This window comes from Paenibacillus paludis (assembly GCF_042610515.1).
Lineage (GTDB): Bacteria > Bacillota > Bacilli > Paenibacillales > Paenibacillaceae > Paenibacillus_AQ.
This window is the reverse complement of sequence record NZ_JBGJZP010000019.1, coordinates 94,274-115,279: the sequence shown is the minus strand read 5'-3', so window position 1 is coordinate 115,279 and position 21,006 is coordinate 94,274. Positions and strand designations below refer to the sequence as shown.

The 21,006-nt window shown below is 45.2% G+C and carries 13 protein-coding genes; 10 read left to right on the top strand and 3 right to left on the bottom strand.

All coding sequences use genetic code 11. The features are described 5' to 3' along the window. The first annotated feature begins 29 nt into the window (after positions 1-29). Together ACAN56_RS27590 and ACAN56_RS27585 are read left to right on the top strand one after the other, a co-directional pair. The gene (locus tag ACAN56_RS27590; protein ID WP_379146836.1) at positions 30-2,132 is read left to right on the top strand and encodes a GLUG motif-containing protein; all 2,103 of its coding nucleotides are present in this window, start codon (positions 30-32) and stop codon (positions 2,130-2,132) included. Next, entirely contained in the window at positions 2,129-6,589 is a 4,461-nt protein-coding gene (locus ACAN56_RS27585) for an S-layer homology domain-containing protein (protein WP_379146833.1), read from the top strand. Before ACAN56_RS27590 ends, ACAN56_RS27585 begins: the two co-directional genes overlap by 4 nt. Before the next feature lie 166 nt (positions 6,590-6,755). Here ACAN56_RS27585 and ACAN56_RS27580 read toward each other — a convergent pair whose 3' ends face one another. The 3 genes from ACAN56_RS27580 to ACAN56_RS27570 form a co-directional block, all read right to left on the bottom strand. Beyond that, a complete protein-coding gene (locus tag ACAN56_RS27580) occupies positions 6,756-7,514 on the bottom strand; it encodes an MBL fold metallo-hydrolase (protein WP_379146832.1) in 759 nt (252 codons plus the stop codon). A gap of 54 nt (positions 7,515-7,568) precedes the next feature. Further along, the gene (locus ACAN56_RS27575) at positions 7,569-9,410 is read right to left on the bottom strand and encodes an alpha/beta fold hydrolase (protein ID WP_038598038.1); all 1,842 of its coding nucleotides are present in this window, start codon (positions 9,408-9,410) and stop codon (positions 7,569-7,571) included. A gap of 61 nt (positions 9,411-9,471) precedes the next feature. Beyond that, entirely contained in the window at positions 9,472-10,038 is a 567-nt protein-coding gene (locus tag ACAN56_RS27570; RefSeq protein ID WP_038598037.1) for a TetR/AcrR family transcriptional regulator, read from the bottom strand. 88 nt (positions 10,039-10,126) lie between these two features. Here ACAN56_RS27570 and ACAN56_RS27565 point away from each other — a divergent pair, with 88 nt between their 5' ends. The 8 genes from ACAN56_RS27565 (at position 10,127) to ACAN56_RS27530 (ending at position 20,850) form a co-directional block, all read left to right on the top strand. After that, the gene (locus ACAN56_RS27565) at positions 10,127-11,074 is read left to right on the top strand and encodes a helix-turn-helix transcriptional regulator (RefSeq protein ID WP_038598035.1); all 948 of its coding nucleotides are present in this window, start codon (positions 10,127-10,129) and stop codon (positions 11,072-11,074) included. Positions 11,075-11,139: 65 nt separating this feature from the next. After that, positions 11,140-11,685 carry a DinB family protein gene (locus ACAN56_RS27560; protein WP_379146909.1) on the top strand — a complete coding sequence of 182 codons (546 nt, stop codon included), beginning with the start codon at positions 11,140-11,142 and terminating at the stop codon, positions 11,683-11,685. Positions 11,686-11,965: 280 nt separating this feature from the next. After that, complete coding sequence (locus ACAN56_RS27555) at positions 11,966-13,699, top strand: cache domain-containing sensor histidine kinase (protein ID WP_379146828.1); 1,734 nt, start codon at positions 11,966-11,968, stop codon at positions 13,697-13,699. 12 nt (positions 13,700-13,711) lie between these two features. Further along, a complete protein-coding gene (locus ACAN56_RS27550; RefSeq protein WP_379146825.1) occupies positions 13,712-15,286 on the top strand; it encodes a response regulator in 1,575 nt (524 codons plus the stop codon). 149 nt (positions 15,287-15,435) lie between these two features. Continuing rightward, positions 15,436-16,356, top strand: a complete 921-nt coding sequence (locus ACAN56_RS27545; protein ID WP_038598029.1) for an ABC transporter permease — start codon at positions 15,436-15,438, stop codon at positions 16,354-16,356. 40 nt (positions 16,357-16,396) lie between these two features. After that, entirely contained in the window at positions 16,397-17,278 is an 882-nt protein-coding gene (locus ACAN56_RS27540; protein ID WP_342437708.1) for a carbohydrate ABC transporter permease, read from the top strand. A gap of 48 nt (positions 17,279-17,326) precedes the next feature. Continuing rightward, on the top strand, positions 17,327-18,916 hold the full coding sequence (locus tag ACAN56_RS27535) for an ABC transporter substrate-binding protein (protein WP_379146821.1): 1,590 nt from the start codon (positions 17,327-17,329) through the stop codon (positions 18,914-18,916). Between the two features lie 419 nt (positions 18,917-19,335). After that, a complete protein-coding gene (locus ACAN56_RS27530) occupies positions 19,336-20,850 on the top strand; it encodes a hypothetical protein (RefSeq protein ID WP_379146819.1) in 1,515 nt (504 codons plus the stop codon). The last annotated feature ends 156 nt before the right edge of the window (positions 20,851-21,006 follow it).

Genomic DNA, 21,006 nt, shown 5'->3' with positions numbered 1-21,006 from the left:
TTTTACAACAAGGAGGGGATCATTGGAAGATGAATGAAAAAATAATGAAAAAACTATCCGTTGTTATCGCTGTTATATTTGTTACGGTGACAATACTGTCTTCTCTGGCATGGTTGCCAAGCGCAGTCAAAGCAGCGGGTGCAGGTACGGGGACAGCGGCTGATCCGTATATCATTACGACGGCGACACAGCTTAACAATGTACGTAACGGCTTGAGTTCTTATTATAAGCTTGGTAGTGATATCAATCTAAGCAGTTATGGAAACTGGATACCGATCGGGAATAACAACAGCAACTTCAGAGGCGGCTTTGACGGGAACGGCTATACGATTACAGGTTTAACTATTATTAGGCCTGCTGAATCCTACATCGGATTATTCGGTTATGTAAGTACAGTCGGGCAGATTCGCAATGTTCATTTGTCAGGCGTAAATATAATCGGGTATGACTATACCGGAAGTTTAGTGGGATATATCAATTATGGCAAGGTGGAGAATAGCAGCGCTAGCGGTACGATGACGGGCTATCGTCATGTCGGCGGTCTGGTAGGGAAATCTGAAAATTCAGCTGTCGTGAACGGAAGCTCTGCAAATGTAACGGTCCAAGGATATGCCAACCTGGGCGGTCTGATTGGACAGTACGCCAGTTGGGCGCCTATGACTGACAACGCTGCCAGTGGTAACGTGACAGGAACCGGAGCTAATATTGGCGGTTTGATCGGGTACCTTGACTGGGGAGGCAACGTCACGAACAGCCACGCCAGCGGCGATGTAAGGGGAACAAACAACAATAGTTTTTATCTTGGCGGCCTAATTGGCAGCAGTAACTCAAACCTTATTGAATACAGTTATGCAACAGGCGATGTATTCTCTAAGGACGGTACTCACGTTGGCGGCCTGCTAGGGGCTGGGGGAGGAATTATTGAGAAGAGTTATGCCAGCGGCCATATCACCGTTGAAGGAGGCAGTTTTCCGTATGCCGGCGGTTTGGTAGGCAGATTTGACTCTGGAAAAATTATCAATAGTTATGCAAATGTTCAGATCACAGGGAACGCTACCAGCACGCTTTTTGGCGGCCTGGTAGGGAGTAATTCAGGCGAAATTAAAAACAGCTACGCGGCCGGACAAGTATCAGGGAACGGAAACGGCAGCAATGGCCCTCTGGTGGGTATGGACGGCTGGAAAAAGGTCACCGGCAGTTACTATAACTCGGACATCGCCGGACAAATCGACAATGGAATGGGTGAGCCGAAGACAACGGCTGAACTGATGAGTGCTGCTACTTTTAGCGGATGGGATTTTAATTCTGTCTGGTTAATCAATGAGGGTATGGAATACCCGAAACTCCGTCCGTATGTACGGTCCTATACCGTCACGTATGAGGGTAATGGAAGTACGACAGGGGGAGTACCTACAGACAGCAGCCGTTATCTGGACAACAGTATAGTTACGGTATTGGGCAATGATGGAGGTCTTGTGAGGGATGGGTATACCTTTGCGGGGTGGAGTATGGACGCTGCTGGGAATGGGGCGGTTTATAAAGCCAGTGATACCTTCAATATAGGGACGGCTAATGCCAAGCTCTATGCAAAGTGGACCGCACTGACGTATACAATCGGCACACTGGGGAATCAGACGTTGGCGGGGTTAACGGCAGGCTATGCACCGGGAACCCAGGAAACAGGGGCCATAACCGTTACCAGAACAGGTACAGGGGATTTGACGAATTTGGCTGCGAGCTTGAGCGGAGCCGATGCAGGCAACTTTGAGATTGCCGGACCGGCGGCAACTACATTGAACGACGGAACGCCTGCAACTACGTTTACCGTTAAGGCGATTGATGGTTTGCCTTTGGGAACCTACAACGCAACAGTTACCGTAACGGCGGATCATATGGCGGGTAAGACCTTCACTGTTAAGCAGGTGGTTGCTAAAGTGATCATCAAGGGCGATGCCAATGGGGATGGACTGATTACTCCCGCAGATGCCCTGATGATTACGCAATATCTGACAGGCAAGATCACGCTGACACCCGAGCAATTTAATGCCCTGGATATGAATAACGATGGGGTTCTCAACAACACTGATGTACAAAAGATTATGGCGATTTACCTGGGAGGAGCGAAATCATGATAAACCGCATCAATGGCACGGCAAGCTATATCAGACAAACCTTTTCACTATTCCTGGTCTTATGCTTGCTGCTGGTTCCCTTCGGTTCCATCGTTCAAGCGACTCCTGCTACTCCGGTCTCGGCCAAGGTTTCCAGTGTCTCCGGGGCTCCGGGGGATACGGTGGATGTGGCGGTTACAGTGGATCCGGGAGACTATTCAGTATTGCAGTATATGATGCAATTATCTTATGATCCGAATGTCCTTGAACCGGTATTTGCAAATCCGGTGACAGATAAAGCAGCCTCTATGTTTTTTAATGCTGACGCAAATATTAGCGGGACGATTAATGTATATGCCGGATATTTCGGGGGATCGTTTTTTCTTTCGGTAAAGCAAGAGGTCTTCGTCATGCATTTCAAAATCAAAGAGACGGCAGGCACTATAAACTCAGATGTAAAAATTGTCTCCGGCACTTATACGGAAGATGATGATTTGTGGAGCAATATTACGAGCGTGACACCTGGTACAGTGAGTGTGGCTCCTATTTCGGAAACCATAAAAGTTGGAATTGGAACTGCATCCGGAATTCCAGGAGAAACGGTAGATGTACCGGTGACCGTTCTGGAATCCTCGGGGTCTGCTGGAGCTTACGGGTTACAGCTTGATTATGATTCGGCTGCGCTTGAAGTAGAGAACATTGTTGGAACATCCGGCGATTTTTTCATGTATACCCAAAATGACGAAGAAGGCTGGCTAAAAGCAGCATGGGCAGATATCAGCGGCGGCGATAATGCGGTTAAAGCTGGTGATAGTTTGTTTATTGTTTCTTTCAAAATTAAGGAGAATGCGTCAATAGGCGACAAGACTGTCACCGTGAGCAATCCAAATGATCTGCAGCATTTCACCTTTGTAGATACACGTATAGTTGAAATGGAGAAAACCTTTGTTCCCGGCAAGGTAACCGTCAATGAGCCAACGAATGCAGAAGCCCCGGCGATCTCCGGGCAGCCGGGAGACCGGACGGTGGACTTAGGCGGCATAGCCGACCTAAGCGTTACGGCAACAGCTGGTGGCACGCTGAGCTACCAGTGGTACAGCAATACGGAGAACAGCACGGCAGACGGCACGCCACTGGCGGGCGAAACGCACGCGTCGTTCTCTGCGCCGACGCACATGGTCGGCACAGCCTATTACTATGTTGTGGTGAAGAACACGGATAATAGCAAGACAGGTGTGAAGACGGCGTCGACTACAAGTTCCGTAGCCAAGGTGACCGTTAACTCCCTGACGAATGCAGAAGCCCCGGCGATCTCCGGGCAGCCGGGAGACCGGACGGTGGACTTAGGCGGCATAGCCGACCTAAGCGTTACGGCAACAGCTGGTGGCACGCTGAGCTACCAGTGGTACAGCAATACGGAGAACAGCACGGCAGACGGCACGCCACTGGCGGGCGAAACGCACGCGTCGTTCTCTGCGCCGACGCACATGGTCGGCACAGCCTATTACTATGTTGTGGTGAAGAACACGGATAATAGCAAGACAGGTGTGAAGACGGCGTCGACTACAAGTTCCGTAGCCAAGGTGACCGTTAACTCCCTGACGAATGCAGAAGCCCCGGCGATCTCCGGGCAGCCGGGAGACCGGACGGTGGACTTAGGCGGCATAGCCGACCTAAGCGTTACGGCAACAGCTGGTGGCACGCTGAGCTACCAGTGGTACAGCAATACTGAGAACAGCACGGCAGACGGCACGCCGCTGGCGGGCGAAACGCATGCGTCGTTCTCTGCGCCGACGAACATGGTCGGCAATTTGTACTACTACGTTGTAGTGACCAACACAGACAACAGCAAGACAGGTGTGAAGACGGCTTTGACTACGAGTTCCGTAGCCAAGGTGACCGTTAACTCCCTGACGAACGCGGAAGCACCGTCAATCTCTGGACAGCCGGAAGACCGGACGGTGAGCGTGGGCGGCACAGCCGATTTAAGCGTTACGGCAACGGCAAACGGTACTTTGAGTTACCAATGGTACAGCAATACCGAGAACAGCACGGCAGACGGCACGCCGCTGGCGGGTGAAACGCACGCGTCGTTCTCTGCGCCGACGAACATGGTCGGCAATTTGTACTACTACGTTGTAGTGACCAACACAGACAACAGCAAGACAGGTGTGAAGACGGCATCGACTACGAGTTCCGTAGCGAAGGTGACTATCAACTCCCTGACAAACGCAGAAGCCCCGGCGATCTCCGGACAGCCGGAAGACCGGATGGTGAGCGTGGGCGGCACAGCCGATCTAAGCGTTACGGCAACAGCTGGTGGCACGCTGAGCTACCAATGGTACAGCAATACGGAGAACAGCATGACAGGCGGCACGCCGCTGGCGGGCGAAACGCACGCGTCGTTCTCTGCACCGACGAACATGGTAGGCACAACCTATTACTATGTCGTGGTAAAGAACACGGATAACAGTAAGACAGGTGTGAAGACGGCTTTGACTACGAGTTCCGTAGCGAAGGTGACCGTCAACTCCCTGACGAACGCCGAAACCCCGGTGATTTCGGCCCAACTGGATGACCGGACGGTAAGTGTGGGTGAGGCCGTTTATCTGAATGTTACGGCAACAGCCAGCGGCACGCTGAGCTATCAATGGTACAGCAATACGGAGAACAGCACGACAGGCGGCACGTCGCTTACTGACGAGACGCACGCGACATTCTCCGCGCCAACGAATGTTGAAGGCACAACCTATTACTACGTCGTAGTGACTAATACAGACAACAGCAAGACTGGCGAGAGAACGGCGTCGGCAACGAGCAACGTGGCTAAAGTGGCTGTCAACTCTCTGACGAACGCCGAAGCTCCGGCGATTTCGGCCCAACTAGAAGACCGGACAGTGAGCGTAGGCGGCATAGCCGATCTAAGCGTTACGGCGATAGCGGACGGCACGCTGAGCTATCAATGGTACAGCAATACGGAGAACAGCACGACAGGCGGCACGCCGCTGACGGGCGAAACGAGCGCGGCGTTCACCGCGCCAACGAGTGCTGTAGGCACAACCTACTACTACGTTGTGGTGACCAACACAGATAACAGCAAGTCAGGCGAGAAAACGGCATCGGTAACGAGCTCCACCGCTAAAGTGACCGTTGTAGAGCCAGCTCCATCAACGTCTGCACCAACTGAAACAGCACCGTCTGTACCTACTGCCACTTCTGCCCCAAATACGGGTGTTGACGTGTTGGTTAACGGTGTTGCTGAGCGGGCGGGCATCGCAGTGACAAGTCAGATCGGCGATTTGAAAGTGATTACCGTGACGATCGACCAGAAAAAACTGGAGGATAAACTGGCGGCGGAAGGCAGGGGCGCGACCGTAATCGTTCCGGTCAATGCGGAAGCCAACATTGTGATCGGTGAGCTGAATGGCCAAATGATCAAAAACATGGAGAACCAGCAGGCGAAGCTCGTCATCCAGACGAAAAACGCTTCTTACACTCTACCGGCCATTCAAATCAACATCGATGCTGTATCTCAACTGATTGGCAGCGAGGTTTCTCTGCAGGATATTAAGGTGCAGGTCAAAATTGCTACACCTGCCGCAGAGATGGCTAAGCTTGTGCAGTCAGAGTCGGAGAAAGGGGCATTTGAACTGGTTGCTCCTCCAATTGATTTTACCGTCACGGCCACATATGGCGGAGAGACGGTGGATGTCGCCAAGTTCAATGCTTATGTGGAACGGACCATAGCCATTCCTGAAGGGGTGGATCCTAACCGAGTGACTACAGCCATTGTCATTGACCCGGATGGAACGGTTCGCCATGTGCCTACACAAGTCATTCTCAATGGCGGGACGTATTACGCGAAGATCAACAGCTTAACGAACAGTACGTATTCTGTTATCTGGCACCCTATTTCCTATAAGGACGTTGAGCACCACTGGGCGAAAGAGGCCGTCAATGATATGGGATCCCGGATGATCATTAACGGGATTGGGAATGGAGATTTTGATCCCGACCAAGACATTACTCGCGCAGAATTTGCAGCGATTATCGTTCGCGGACTGGGATTGAAGACGGATAATAGTATGATTCCATTCTCGGATGTGAAGTCGGCCGATTGGTATAGCAGCTTTATTAGTACAGCGCATTCGTATAATCTGATTAACGGCTTTGAGGACGGAACCTTCCGTCCGTTGGAGAAGATAACGCGGGAGCAAGCGATGGTTATTTTGGCCAAAGCGATAAAAATTACAGGACTGAAGTCAAATCTTCAGACTAATAACGGGGAAGAACTGCTGAGTTCTTTCGTGGATTCAAGTCATGTATCAGCCTGGGCAGCGACAAGCATTACCGACATTTTGCAGGCGGGAATTGTGTTGGGACGAAGCGATCACCGGCTCGAACCTGAAGCGCCTATATCAAGGGCAGAGGTTGCAGTCACGGTGAAGCGGCTGCTGCAAAAATCCGGTCTGATATAAGAGGCGGGATTCTTATCAGAGGTATCCATGGGGCTATGTTACATAGCCCCATGGATACCTTTTTAATTGGTATTATTACATCTACATGATCCTTATACATATCGCTGACCTTCTCGCCCTCGCGGCGTATACACTCATTCTTAATTTTGCCAAAGGGAAAGGAGAGTCAAAAAGAAACGACCTCTCCATCTTCAGGAACCCAAACGGAATCCTCCAGATGTTGTTCCTTCAGGAACTTGGTAAGCTGATTTCGGCTCAATTTACAGTGATTGATGGTATTCAGATGTACGGCAAGGAGCTTGGTCCTCGGTGACAATCGGGCTATGCGAGCGATATCTTCACGTGTCATGGTGATCACGGTTCCCCATATCATCTCCGCCTCCCCTGTATTCAAAATTGCAATATCCGGACTGTACTTACGAAAAGCCGCTTCAATAGCAGGTGTATAAATACAGTCACCAACGATATAAATAGAGCCTTCTTTCATTATATTCAAGATAAAACCGGAAACCGGCCCGAGTAACTTGCCAGAAAGCCCTAGAGCATGTTGCCCCGCAATTCGTTTCATCTGAATACCTTCCCACTCAAAAGAATTATTGACTGGTGTTGCTCTCAAGAACCCAGCAGATCGCACGGAAGCTTGGTCTTTAGGCTGACAAAACACAGGTATATTTTTATTGAGAATGGAAATGGCCTTTTTATCCCAATGATCAAAGTGACGATGTGTTAACAGAATGGCATCCACATCCTCAAAAAGGTGGAGTGGAACAGGCAATGGGGTTAATGGGTTTCTTCGATAATTTCGAGTTAAAGGCACAGGCGAAAGTTCGCCGACCTCACTCAACATCGGATCAACCAGTATACGTTTACTGTTTATGGTTAAAATTGATGTAGCGTGCCGAATATGTTGAACTGAAATGAGCATACTAGACAACTCCTCTAATTTAAATGCCGACAGGTCCATTTTGAAAATATCATATTAATTTCGTAGTATGAAGGAAGCCGTCTCCCTCGGATGGCTAAGAGGAAAATGATGACCATATGGAACAACATCAACCTTACCAAGATGTAATGGAGCAGAATAGCTTCTATCATGATCTCCCCAAATAATATGAAGATCATACCTTGGTACTTTGGTGAAATCACCCTGATAGTCTTTCGATAGAAAACGGTTTAGCTGAAGAGTTGTATTTAAAATTCTAGGCGAAGTAAAGCTGCTGCTTACTTTTGCAATATAATGTTTCGGAATGTTCACCCTATTTTCAAACAGACCATTACCAATTAAATAACGTTCTATTGAATTAGCGGTTGCTAACTTCAATGCCCATTTGTTCATAAATTGAGGAGCATTAAACGATTTGGAATTTCTTTTCGCAACAGGGGGCTGAAGTAAAGTAATAGTATTTCTCGTATCTATGTACTCTCGCACTAATGCTTCCAGCAGAATAACCGCTCCGAAAGAATGGCCAATCCAATGTGCACCATTAGTAGCTTTTCCCAATAACTCTTTCACTAAATTTAAATAGAGATCCAGAAGATTTTTCTCTCGTTTAAAAGGGGAACGTCCTAAACCTGGAAGATCTGGAATCCATACTGGTTGCCCAGTTTTTTCATGAAGCTCTAGTCCTAGAGGAAATAAATCCTCTCCATCACTCATTAAACCGTGTAATAAAATAAATGGCTTACCCTCTCCTTGTATTTGATAAATCACAGTGTTTCCGATTAAGGTTCGTTCAAATGCATGATTATCCTGGTCATTTTGATTCATCAAGCGGTAATCCAAATCCGCTACTACGACTGGGAAAAAATTCATTACACTCGTCTTATTAAACCAATCTTCTCCCATGATTTTTTTCGATGAATCATTTGAAAACTTTCTATTTGTTATAAAGTTCAGTCCATCAGATGGAATTTGTGTTATTTTACTTATTCCACTTTTCATAAGGGCCTTCATGAAATGAATGGGCACAGAGATTTTAGGTGCTGCCATATTCATACTTTCTGACATAACGTCTAATAATTCAGATATATCCGGATCAAGCTGTTTGTCTTGAACAAGTGTATATGTTTGAATAGACGATTGCTCCTGCTTAAAAACCTGAACAATAAACTTCGCTAGCTCATCGTTTGAAATCAGTGGTAATTTATACCCCTTGCCTCCAGGAATAACTGGCATCAGCCCTCTTCGCATACTCGTCACAAGCAAGCCTAAGCCTGCTGTTTGCTCTGTACTCCCTGTTTTACTACTGCCCACTACAGTTGGTGGATTAATCACAGAAAGCGGATATCCTATTGCGGATGCCTGCTGTCGAATATAAAGATCTGCCAAAAATTTTGTTCTTTCATAAGAGTTTTTTATTTTCAAATAGTCGTGACCTTCTTTAAACACATCAATCGCAACCTTGCTATTATTATCATCAAAGGGGCTCATATATCCTACTACATGAATAAATTGCTGCAAGCCTTTCAATTGATGGATACTTTTAGCGAATTCACTGATATACTTGGCCCCGTTTAAAAATACAGATGTTGCCTCTTGCTTTGTCGCTTGAATATCCATTTGTCCACCTGCATGAATAATAACATCCGTGTCCAATACTCTATCCTTATCTTCATCACTTAAACCTAAATCTGTTTTCGTCAAATCACCTTCAATAAAGTGCAGGGCTGCCTTGTTTAAAATATCTTTTTCTTGAAAAGTACGTGTTGCTTTACTTTTCGACCTCACTAAAAGAAAAATCATAACATCCTCTTTAAGAAGTTCCTTCACTAATTGCCTCCCAATAAAGCCTGTTCCACCTGTTAAAAATATTGTCTTCACATCTTCCACTCTCCAGTTTAGTACTATTCAGTACTAATTTAGTGTAAAAAAAATGCTTCTCTTATCGAAGCAAGTTAAAAAATTGGTTGGCTGTTTTCGTGATAACAGTTGCATCCTTCAATGTTTCTGAAATAAACAGCGCTCCTTCAAGATTCGTTATAAACAGTGCCGCTACCTCGTCAATATGAATCGTACTTCTAAACTCTCCTTTTTCTACTCCTTGTTTTAGTAATAGAGATACTTTTATTTGTAATTCTGCAAAAAAGAGACCTATTTTTTCTTTTATGTGCGTAGCTTGTGTAGGACTTTGAATATAAAGAGTAATAAATGGACAACTACCCTTATACTTTCTTGACTGAACTCCCTGTGATAAATGCTCTAAAAACATCTGGACACGATCTTCAACTGATAATTGGTTCTGAGAAAGTATTTGATCAATGGCACGCTGATACGTTTCAATCCAATAATCAACGACCCCTTCTAACAATTTTTCCTTATCAGAAAAGTGATAATACACATTAGATTTTGATACTTTGCTTACACGCACTAATTCATCCATACTTGTATAAGCAAATCCTTTTTCTAAAAATAATGTTGCTGCGACCTCAATCACACGTTTTTGATTCATTAATTTCACCTTTGTCATAACTAGAACTATACAGTACTAATTTGAATATTGCAAATAATCATAAACAGCAGGGGGAGGGTGCAGCCGCATGAATAAGACGGATCGTTTGTTAGCCATAGTGCTTGAGCTGCAGCGTAATAAGGTGCTGCGGGCCGAGGATTTGGCCGCTACCTTTGAAACAAGCGTGAGAACCATTTATAGGGATATTCAAGCTTTAAGTGAAGCTGGTGTATCCGTGATAGGGGCGCCAGGACAGGGATACTCCTTAATGGAGGGGTATTTCCTGCCGCCAGTCAGCTTTACGGTAGAAGAAGCTGTGACGTTACTTATCGGGACGGATTTTATCGAGCAGTGGTTTGATGTCCACTATGGCCGTAAGTCTCGTACTTCCAGAGGAAAGATTGAAGCCATCCTCCCGGAACCGGTCCGCAGTGAGGCTGCCCGGATACGTAAGAGCATTCGGTTGCGTACGTCCGCTGAAGATGTATCACGAATACAAGAGAAGGCATACCTGGAAGCGATTCGTCAGGCGATCCTGGAGGAACGAAAAATAAGCTTTCACTATTCCAAAAAAATTGCCGAAGCCGATGGAAACCGCCAAAGCGTTCGTACGGTTGCTCCTTATGGGCTTGTGCTCCTTCATGGGGCATGGGTACTCATCGCGTGGTGTGAATTGCGTCAAGACATCCGTCATTTCCGGTTGTCCCGGATGACGGAGCTTATTGAACTGGAAGCTGGATTCAAGCTTCCAGCAGATTTTAATTTGGAGGCATACCGGCCTCCAGACGACCGCAACATCCGTGTGCGCATCCGGGTCCAGCCTGACATTGCCGATAAGGTAAGGGAGTCGAACAACTTCTATATAGATACGATAGAGGATCAACCGGAAGGCTTGCTGGTAACCTTTCGTGTTAGGCAGGCGGAGGAACTGCTGCAATCCGTGCTCGGCTGGGGAGCCGGAGTGGTTGTACTGGAGCCGGAATCCTTCCGGAATCGGGTTAGAGACGAACTGGAGAACATGTTGAAACGCTACTGACATAAGGGTGTCAGTAGCGTTTTAGTATACTTAGAACAAAAGATGATTAAAGGAGCTAATACATGATGGTTACAACTAAGGAAGCCTTACAACGTTTTGAGGAAACTGTGGCACATTATATTGATGAACTGGATCCATTCAGTATGGAGCAGCTGAAGCAAAAGCCAAGCGACAACGAGTGGTCTATCGGACAGATGGTTCAACATCTTATTAACTCGGCGCTGTATATGCAGCTTCGCAATGTAGATCAATGCCTGGTGCCAAGCGAAGATTCCCTGGTATCTCAAGCGGGAAAAACCGAAGCAGGTGCGGCTATATTCGCTCAAGGAAGTTTCCCGCCCGTTCGTGTTCAGGTTCCGCCTTCTCCCCAATATACGCCGCAGCAGCCGGAAAGCAAAGAGCAGCTAATTCAAGGGCTGCACATGGTCAACCAGAGAATGAAGGAGATTGAACCTACCCTTGAACAAGCGTCCAAACAAAATACAGTGCCTCATCCGCGATTCGGTGGACTGTGCGCAGAGGAATGGTTTCTGCTTGTTGAAATGCATTACCGTCATCATCTTCTGCAGCTGGACCGCTTAAAACAAGGTTTGGTTCATGTTCATGAATGAACAAGCCAACGTTGCCTCTTCTGAATAGGTAGAAAGGTATGGAGTTGAAGCTCGCACAGCCTGTTTTTCATCATTCCGGCTATGGTAGAAATACACACCATGGAGAGGGTGCTGATTACAGCTGCTGCGAGCTTTTATTGTTCGGGGGGTCTTAAATGCAGGCCTTTTTGTCATTAAAAGTCGAATTTCCAAATGCATTCTATAGTAACCGCTTTCATTTCATTGTAGAATAGATAAAAATGAAGGTATTCCATTGACACGGTTACAAGGGAGCATGCCCATGGAGAGGTTCTGGTTCAGGAAAAAGTATATTCCGTTCACCTACAAGATGATGATTCCGTATCTCATTCTTGTATTGCTGACAGATGTACTGGTCGGCTATATCGCATATACGATGCTCATTCAATCCAGGACAGAGATGGCGGAAACGAATATCAGGACCGCTTTGAAGCAGACAAGGAACAACATCGAATACCAGACGGATGAAATCAAACGAATGAGTAATTCGCTGTTTCTCAATTCGAACTTTCAGAATGCCCTTCAGTTTAGGGGGGAGCCTTTGGATAACATGCTTAAGATGAGAGACGATATCGTTCCTTATATGAAGGCCCCTCTGCAATTGTACGGGAACAAGCTGAGACTTACGCTCTATACCGTGAATGAGACGATGCTTGAAATTACCGGTGACGAGATGTCGATGCCGATCGGTAGAAGCGATTATTATGTTCTTCCTTACCGGACGATCGAAAATGCGGAGTGGTTTCAGTCGATCGTCACGGATAGCAAAGACAGCCTGTGGCTTCAGGCAGACACCGATCGCGAGCTGGGCAACATTTCGTATGTCCGTAAGCTCGTTTCATCAAATGGTCCGGCCATTATCGGTTATATTCGTGTCACGGCGAGAATTGACGAGCTTTTTGGCAATTTCGATACCTTTCCGATTGAACAGGGGCTTGACCTTCGTTTGATTGACAGGATGCAAGGATCGACTATATATGAACAGGGTATTGTAGATGAACATGCGAAGCAAGATTCTTATTTGATTATTAGCGAAGATGTTCCGATACCGGGATATGCCATCGAGGCAAGGGTACCGCACACTTATTTGAACAAAGACGCGAGCAGAATGCAGAAGGTGATTGGCACCGTCTGTTCCATCAGCTTTTTGGTTATGGCTGTTATCGGTTTCCTGGTTGCCCGAATCTCCGGCAAAAAAATTAAACGGATCGTATATTTGGTCCAGTCGTTTCAGGAAGGGAATTTTTACAAAAGAATCGGGTTTTCAGGAAACGATGAATTTGTCTACATTGCCAATAGCTTTAATCAAATGGCCACGAGCATCCAGGAACTGATCCGCGACGTCTACGAGCAGGGCATCCAGAAAAAACAAGCTGAGCTGGATGTGCTGCAAGCCCAAATCAGTCCGCATTTCTTGTACAATACACTGTCGACGATTGGCAGTTTGGCCAATTTGGGGGAAGTTGAGAAGGTTACGAGGATGGTACAAGGCCTTTCCAAATTTTATCGGCTCACCTTAAACGAAGGGCATGTGTATATCTCTCTGGAAAAAGAGTTGGAGCAGGTAAGGACCTATCTTGAAATCCAGAGAGTAAAGTATGCGGATGCCTTCAAGGTTTATTATGATATCGATCCGGAGATTTTACAGATTCCCATTATTAAGCTGATTTTGCAGCCGTTTGTCGAGAACATATTCAAGCACGCCTGGTTCGGTGAGACGATTGCGATCCGTATTACCGGAAAGCGGCTTGGCGACCGGATTGAACTTAAGGTCATTGATAACGGGATCGGTATGCGGCCGGATACCCTTAGAACAATGCGGTCGAACCCGCTTCATTCTGACAGCTATGGTCTGAGAAACGTGGAAGAACGAATCAAACTGAGATACGGTAATGATTTCGGCATTCAGATTGGCAGCCATTTTGGGGCGGGAACGACAGTTCAAATTATTTTACCGGTCGATAATGCGGAAATCCGGGAAGATTTGGGGGAGTAGGGGGATATGGCGATGGAGATTAACGTTCTGCTGGTGGATGACGAAGTGGTCGATTTGGAATGGCTCAGACGGCGTGTGGTGGGCAATGAGCATTTGCCTTTGCATAATGTTAGAACGGCCGCGAGCGGGTTTGCCGCTCTCAAAATGATGGAGCAGTATCCTGTTGACATCATTCTCTCCGATATCCGTATGCCCATCATGTCAGGAATGGAATTTGCGCGGAAAGCGAAGGAGATCAACCCCGAGGTCCATATTGTTTTTATTAGCGGACATCAGGATTTCAGCTATGCCAAAGAAGCGATTCAATTGAGCGCATCCGGTTATTTGCTTAAGCCCGTCGATGACGACGAGCTAAACCATATGCTGAGCGGACTCTGCGCCAAGATTGAGAAAGAGCGGAAGCAGCATATTTCCTTGTCGGAGACACTGACGCTTGTGAATCAGGAACTGTTGCTGCGCTGGTTTAACGAGGCCACTCCGGGTCAGGTCGAGACGCATATTCAGAGTTTCCTAGTGCCCTATTTACAAGATGCGTCCGCGGTAGCCATCGTTGAGATCGACGACATGGCGTGGAAAATAGAGTCATGGACTGAAGAGAAGCGGAGTGTATGGAGCAGCAGCGCCAATCATTTCATCCGGAAGTTCGCTCACGATCAAAATTTAGGCATGGTCATCACCACCTATGACTATCACTTTGTGATCTTGGCTGCAGTTCAGGAACAATATTTCACCGCTTTGATGGAAGAGCTGATTCGGGCGTTCTATCAGGAATTTTCCTTTTCCATTACCATCGGCCGGGGGATGTACACAACCAAACTCGACAAGCTGCATAAGTCCTACCGGCAGGCTCAGGCCGCTTTAAGCATCAAATGGATTGTCGGCAAAAACAGGCTCATCCAAGACGCCTCCGAGTGGCACCCAAAGGAAAAGATCGCTGCGGATGTAGAGGTTATTGTTGACCGGATGCTTAAAGCTATGCTCGACTACGACCTTACAACCATTGACGATTGCTTGCTGCAGCTGTTTGCCGGAGACAGCCCGATCTCCCAGAAAAACGATATTTACGACATCATCATTCGGATTACCTCCAAGCTTCATGCCGATCTGCGGCAAATGGATGAGCATTTGTACGAGATTTTGAATTGGGATTCCCATCATCCTTTTGTGCTCTTTCAGTTCGAAACGGTGCATGATATCCTTTCGTGGCTGAGAAGAAGGTTCTTTGAACTGTCGGAGCTGCTGTATTTGAAGCGGCAAAGACAAAAGCGGAAGCTAATTGATGAAATCACGGAATATGTGAAAGGAAGATTGGAGCAAAAAGTAACGCTGAACGAAGTTGCCGCTCATTTCGATTTTACGCCCAACTATCTGGGTCATCTGTTTAAAGTCGAAACCAACAGTCTATTCAGCGATTTCCTGAGTGAATTGCGAATGAAGCGGGTATGCGAGCTGCTCGGAGATCCGACGAAGAAAATATATGAAATTGCAGAACAGGCCGGATATAAAAATATTATTTATTTCAATAGGCAGTTCAAGCAGTACATGGGCATGTCCCCCGGCGAGTACCGGAAGAGAAACAAAATTTGAATCTATTCGTGAGGCTCTTGTTCCGGACGGGACAGGGCTTATTTTTTGTCGAATCGTTGAATTAGTATTAAGTTTAGTTGTTTCGCTGAATTATGTCACCGCACCCGCCCTATTATAATCAGAGATATAGAGAAGAGAGGGGTGCAAAGATGAAAGGGCATACATTTTGGAGCGATTTGAAAAACTATAGGGTTCTCTTATTGATGCTGGCACCAGCGGTTGCATTTTTCCTCCTGTTTGCCTATATCCCGATGGCAGGCATCATTATTGCCTTCAAGCATTATGATTACGCCGGAGGTATTTTTGGGAGTGCCTGGAACGGACTCGACAACTTCCGCTTTTTCTTTGAATCGGGAGATGCCTGGCGGGTCACACGAAATACAGCATTGTACAACATTGCGTTTATTATCGTGAACAACTCGTTGCAAATATTTGCAGCAATCATGTTGTTTGAGGTCGGCGGCAAATGGTTCCGGAAAATTACACAATCGGCGCTGTTTCTTCCTTACTTTATCTCATGGGTCGTTGTCGGGGCGATTGCCTATAACCTGCTCAACTATGATATCGGCACTGTGAATGCTCTGCTTAGAGGCTTAGGACTGGAGCCTGTCGATATTTACAATACACCTTCCTATTGGCCGTATATCCTGGTTCTCGTTTCCGCCTGGAAAGGTCTTGGATACGGAACGGTGATGTACCTGGCCGCGATTACGGGCATAGATACCGAGATGTACGAAGCGGCTGAAATCGATGGTGCCAATATTTTTCAGCGGATCATGAAAGTGACGATTCCCAATCTTTATCCGACGATTATTATTCTGGTGCTGCTGGCGGTCGGGAATATCTTCCGCGGTGACTTCGGGATGTTCTATAACATGATCGGCAACAACGGTTTGTTGTTCTCTTCGACAGATGTTATCGACACTTTCGTTTTCAGATCGCTGATTACTTCGAATGACATCGGCATGTCGGCTGCGGCTGGCGTTTTCCAATCCGTTCTTGGATTCGTGACGATCATGACTGTGAACTTTGCTGTCCGTAAATACGACAAAGACCGCGCCCTGTTCTAAGCGCATAAGGAGTTTAGTTTTTCAAAATGGAGGTAACGATATGAAGCAGCTCGATCGTAAAATATTCTCAGGTATTGGTTATGTATCCCTGATTTTTCTCGCGATTTTATGTATTTTTCCCTTTGTGCTTGTCGTATCGTCATCCTTTACGGAAGAAAATAAAATCATAACGGAAGGCTATCAATTTATACCGACTGCATTTTCTACGGAAGCCTACAGTATTTTGTTTAAGTATCCCGAGCAAATGATTCAGGCCTACTTGGTGACAATAGCTGTTACGATAATTGGCACGCTGGTGGGCTTATTTCTGACCTCGATGACCGCTTACGCGCTGTCCAGAAAAGATTTTAAGTGGCGCAACAAGTTTTCCTTCTTCTTCTTCTTTACGACTTTGTTTAGTGGCGGGCTGGTCCCGTGGTATCTGCTTATGGTCAACTACCTGGATATGAAGGATACTCTGGCGGCCTTAGTGATTCCAATGATGCTCAACGTCTTCTATATCATTGTCATGAAGTCCTTTATGGGCAGCATTCCGGAAGCGATTGTAGAATCGGCCAAAATTGACGGCGCAGGCGACTTCAAGATCTATGCTCGTCTAATCCTGCCGCTCTCTAAACCGGCGCTTGCCACAATCGGATTGTTCCTTGCACTTGCCTATTGGAACGACTGGTACAACGCGCTGCTATTTATATCCAATGAAAACCTGATGCCGCTCCAATATTATTTATATAAAATGCTTGGCAATATGGATGGCATGCGAAAAGCTATGATGGGTGCGGGAGCCGTCGTAACTACTTCGATTCCGACCGAAAGCTTGAAGATGGCGATGACGGTTGTAGCAACCGGTCCAATTCTGCTAGCTTATCCATTCGTACAGAAGTACTTCGTCCAAGGCTTGACGATTGGCGCTGTGAAAGGGTGAACCCGGGGAAACCCGGTTAATCAATATATTTAAGGGGGAAGGTTTGAAATGCTGAAGAAAAATAGATTGATCATGTTGGCGCTCGTTTTAACCTTCGTAATGATTTTGAGTGCATGCGGCGGCGGAAAGAACAATGCCAATGCACCTGCTCAGGCTACTAACAATGCATCAGAGTCAGCAGAGCCAGGCAGCGATACGACAGGCGGCTCAGACACCTCAGGCGCCATTGATACCTCCAAAGAAGTGAAGCTGAAAATGATTTTTGTGGGTCCCAAACCTGTAGACTATGATATCGTTTTTGCTGAAATTAATAAAAAGCTGAAAGAAAAAATTAATGCCACGGTCGAAGGTGAATTCCTGGACTGGTCTGACTGGGCGCAAAAGTATCCACTGAAGCTGGCGGCAGATGAAGATTTTGACCTCATCTATTCAGCAAACTGGGCCGGCTACAATGATCAGGCGCTGAAAGGCGGCTTCCTGGAATTGACCGATGAGCTGCTGACCAAATATATGCCGCAAACGATGGCTGCCATGTCTGATGTGAGCTGGGATCAGGCGAAAGTAAACGGAAAACTGTACATGGTTCCGCAAAACAGAGGGGAGTCGGTCGAAAAGCTGATTCTGTATCGTGAAGATTTGCGTAAGAAACACAATCTGCCAGAAATCAACAGCCCGGAAACCTATGCTACTTATTTGAAAGCGATAGCACAAAACGAGAAGGGCGTATCGCCTTTCACTCCGGAAACAGGGGACTGGAAATTTCATAATTTGGACCGCGTCTTGCTGAAGCAGCAAAATGAATGGAATATGTTTGATCTCGACCTTCCGTTTGCCTTTAAATTGACGGATGAAAAAGGGCAAATCTTTAACGTATATGAAACGCAAGAGTTCAAAGATCTGCTCGTGTATTACAAGGACCTTGCCGATAACAATGCATGGTCGAAGAACGTTCTGAACAGCAAAAACGATCATCAGGCGGATTTTAAAGCAGGCAAAACGGCATCGATTACGCACAACAACGGAACGCTTGGAGCCCTCATGGCTTTAATGCGCCAAGAAAATTCTCCTTATGAAGTAGCACTGGCCGACATCAACCAAGGCAAGAAAAAATCGGTAGCTATTTCTACACAAAACGGTACGTCGGTCCATGCAACTTCCGAGAATCCGGAACGTTCCCTGATGTTAATCGATCTGATGCAAAATGATAAAGAACTGCATGATCTGATGATGTACGGCGTAAGCGGTGTACACTATGAAGCGGTGGGCGACGACAAATATAAAGCAACCGCTAAAAATGCCAACTTTACCGGCTTCTCGAACTGGAGCTTCAACTCGCCGCTCAACCGTGACAATGAAGCCTTCCCGCAAGAAATTTCCGATCTGGTGAATGGCTGGGAAGCAAAAGAAGTCTACCATTATCCGCTTGAAACGTTTGTATTCGACAACAGCAAAGTGAAAACGCAAATCGCCAACATAGGCAATGTGATGCTCCGCTATGCGGTTCCGCTTGAGTACGGCGTAATTGATGATATCGACAAAGGCCTTGCAGAGCTGAACAAGCAACTGAAATCGGCTGGCATTGATAAAATCCAAGCTGAACTGCAAGCTCAAATTGATGCTTTCTTGGCAAACAAGTAAACAGCTCTAATGAGCAAAACCTCCGCCCAAAGGGGAGACCACTGAAAAAATCCATTTAGATTTCAAAAAGACATTCTCCTCATTTTTCTGAGGAGAATGTCTTTTTTTTTTCGGTATAATTAAAGTATCAAACCAAAGGCTGGTGGTCTCCATGCTCCCTGAGCAGCCTGATCATTAAAATAGCGATTTCACTTAATCCCTTCATTCGCAGCAGCTTTTTACTAGTATTATATTCCCATAAGGTCATATAAATGGTATGCTATTGTAATGTTGTGCAAACGATTTCCTAAATTGAATAGGAGGAACTGTATGATGAAGATTTAGATATTATAATCTTTGAAACCGTTGAAGATTTGTGTAACTGTGTTTTTAATTAACAGAAGTGGCTCATTATTCTAATCAGATTGGAGATTATGAGTATGACTTTAATTTTACCTTTTATTCGTCCAAACAAAGATAATTATTTACTTGATCAGGTGAATTGTCTAGAAAAAACGTTATTAATTGTTGCAGAGGGGAAAAGGAGTTACTTTTCAAACTATTATCTAATTCTTCAGAAGTGTTTTGAGTTATATCATAGTTCGAATTTAAAAATTGATTTTAACCAGTTTTGTAAGAACACTGAAGAAGTTATGAGTCTTTTAGGTCTAAAGGTACATTATTTCCCCCTGTGCAGAGATATACATACGATTATTAGGGAACAAATAGATCTCCAAAGACCAGTTCTAGTCTTCGGCAACTTGAAAACGCTTTATTACAGTCATCATTATAATGTATCTGATTGGATGCATTTATTTTTAATTAAAGGGTACAATGCCACAACAGGGGTTTATTATATTATGGACAGTGCACAAAAGAAAAATGAAGGTTATAAATATGATGAATTTGTTATCACTACGGAAATGTTAGAAAGTTTGGCGACATCCTCTCATGAAACATATAATACAGAATGCTTTTTTTCAATTGAAAGCTTACATTTAGAACCCCTAGAATCAGAATTACTTATTACCTGTATAAACGAGATCCTAAATGCACCGATAAATAATGAGATTATAGCAATGGAACAGCACCAAGAGAACAACAGTGGAATAACTACTGAATACATTGGCACCAAGTTATTAGGAATGGTTAAATCAAAGGAAGTCCTTAACGCAGAATTAGTGATACAATTTAAGCGTTTTTCAGTAAATAGTACCTTAATAGAAAAAATAGAGGAGACATCTGCGCAACTTATTAAAGAATGGAAAACAGTTATTTCAGTTTATTTAAAAAGCTTAATTACAGAAAACCGATCATTTAGTGTACAAGTGAACTCAGAAAAAGCAATAAAACTAGAGAATTCTTTAAAAACTTATTTAAAAGAAGTTTTAATTATGCTTTATTCATTACGGGAAATACAACAGAAAGAAATGCCTGAAATGAAATGGAACGCAGAAAATAATGAAGAAGGTATTATACAGTCTGACGAAGATATTATTAAGTTTTGCATTCAAACTGATAAAGAATATGATTACAATAATTCTCCTAAATTTATGTATCATATAAAGCCTAATCAAAATTTTATATATAATGTACAGATTTCTATTGCACAAGAACCTAAAGTGTCTGCATATCAAGCGGGTATTATCTTTAGAACAAAACTTGGTGAGACATATATTTGGGGGATCTTTAACAATGAAAAAGTTGTTTTATCCAAATCTATTGATCCGATATTTAGTTATAATGTAGTTCGGAATGTTGAGATATTACAAGTGAGACTTGAGAATAATGGAGATTATGTATTTTCTGTTGCTGATCAAGATACATCTATTGTAGAAGTTTACAGAACAAATATGCTTTCCGATTTAACTGCGATTGGAATTGGATTCAGGAATTGGTATTCTGTAAATTCGTTACAACTAGACTTGAAATCACATATTGAATTAATAGAGTAACTGATTGTCAAATATCGCTAACGGATTTTGAAGCTCATGAGCTTCTAAAGCTCCCCCAGAGCAGTGGAACCTCCTAAAAGACGACATTCATTCGCCAAGCTGCGGATGAATGTCGTCTTTTTCTGCTTTTCTTACTTTCCGCCAATCTGATATAAC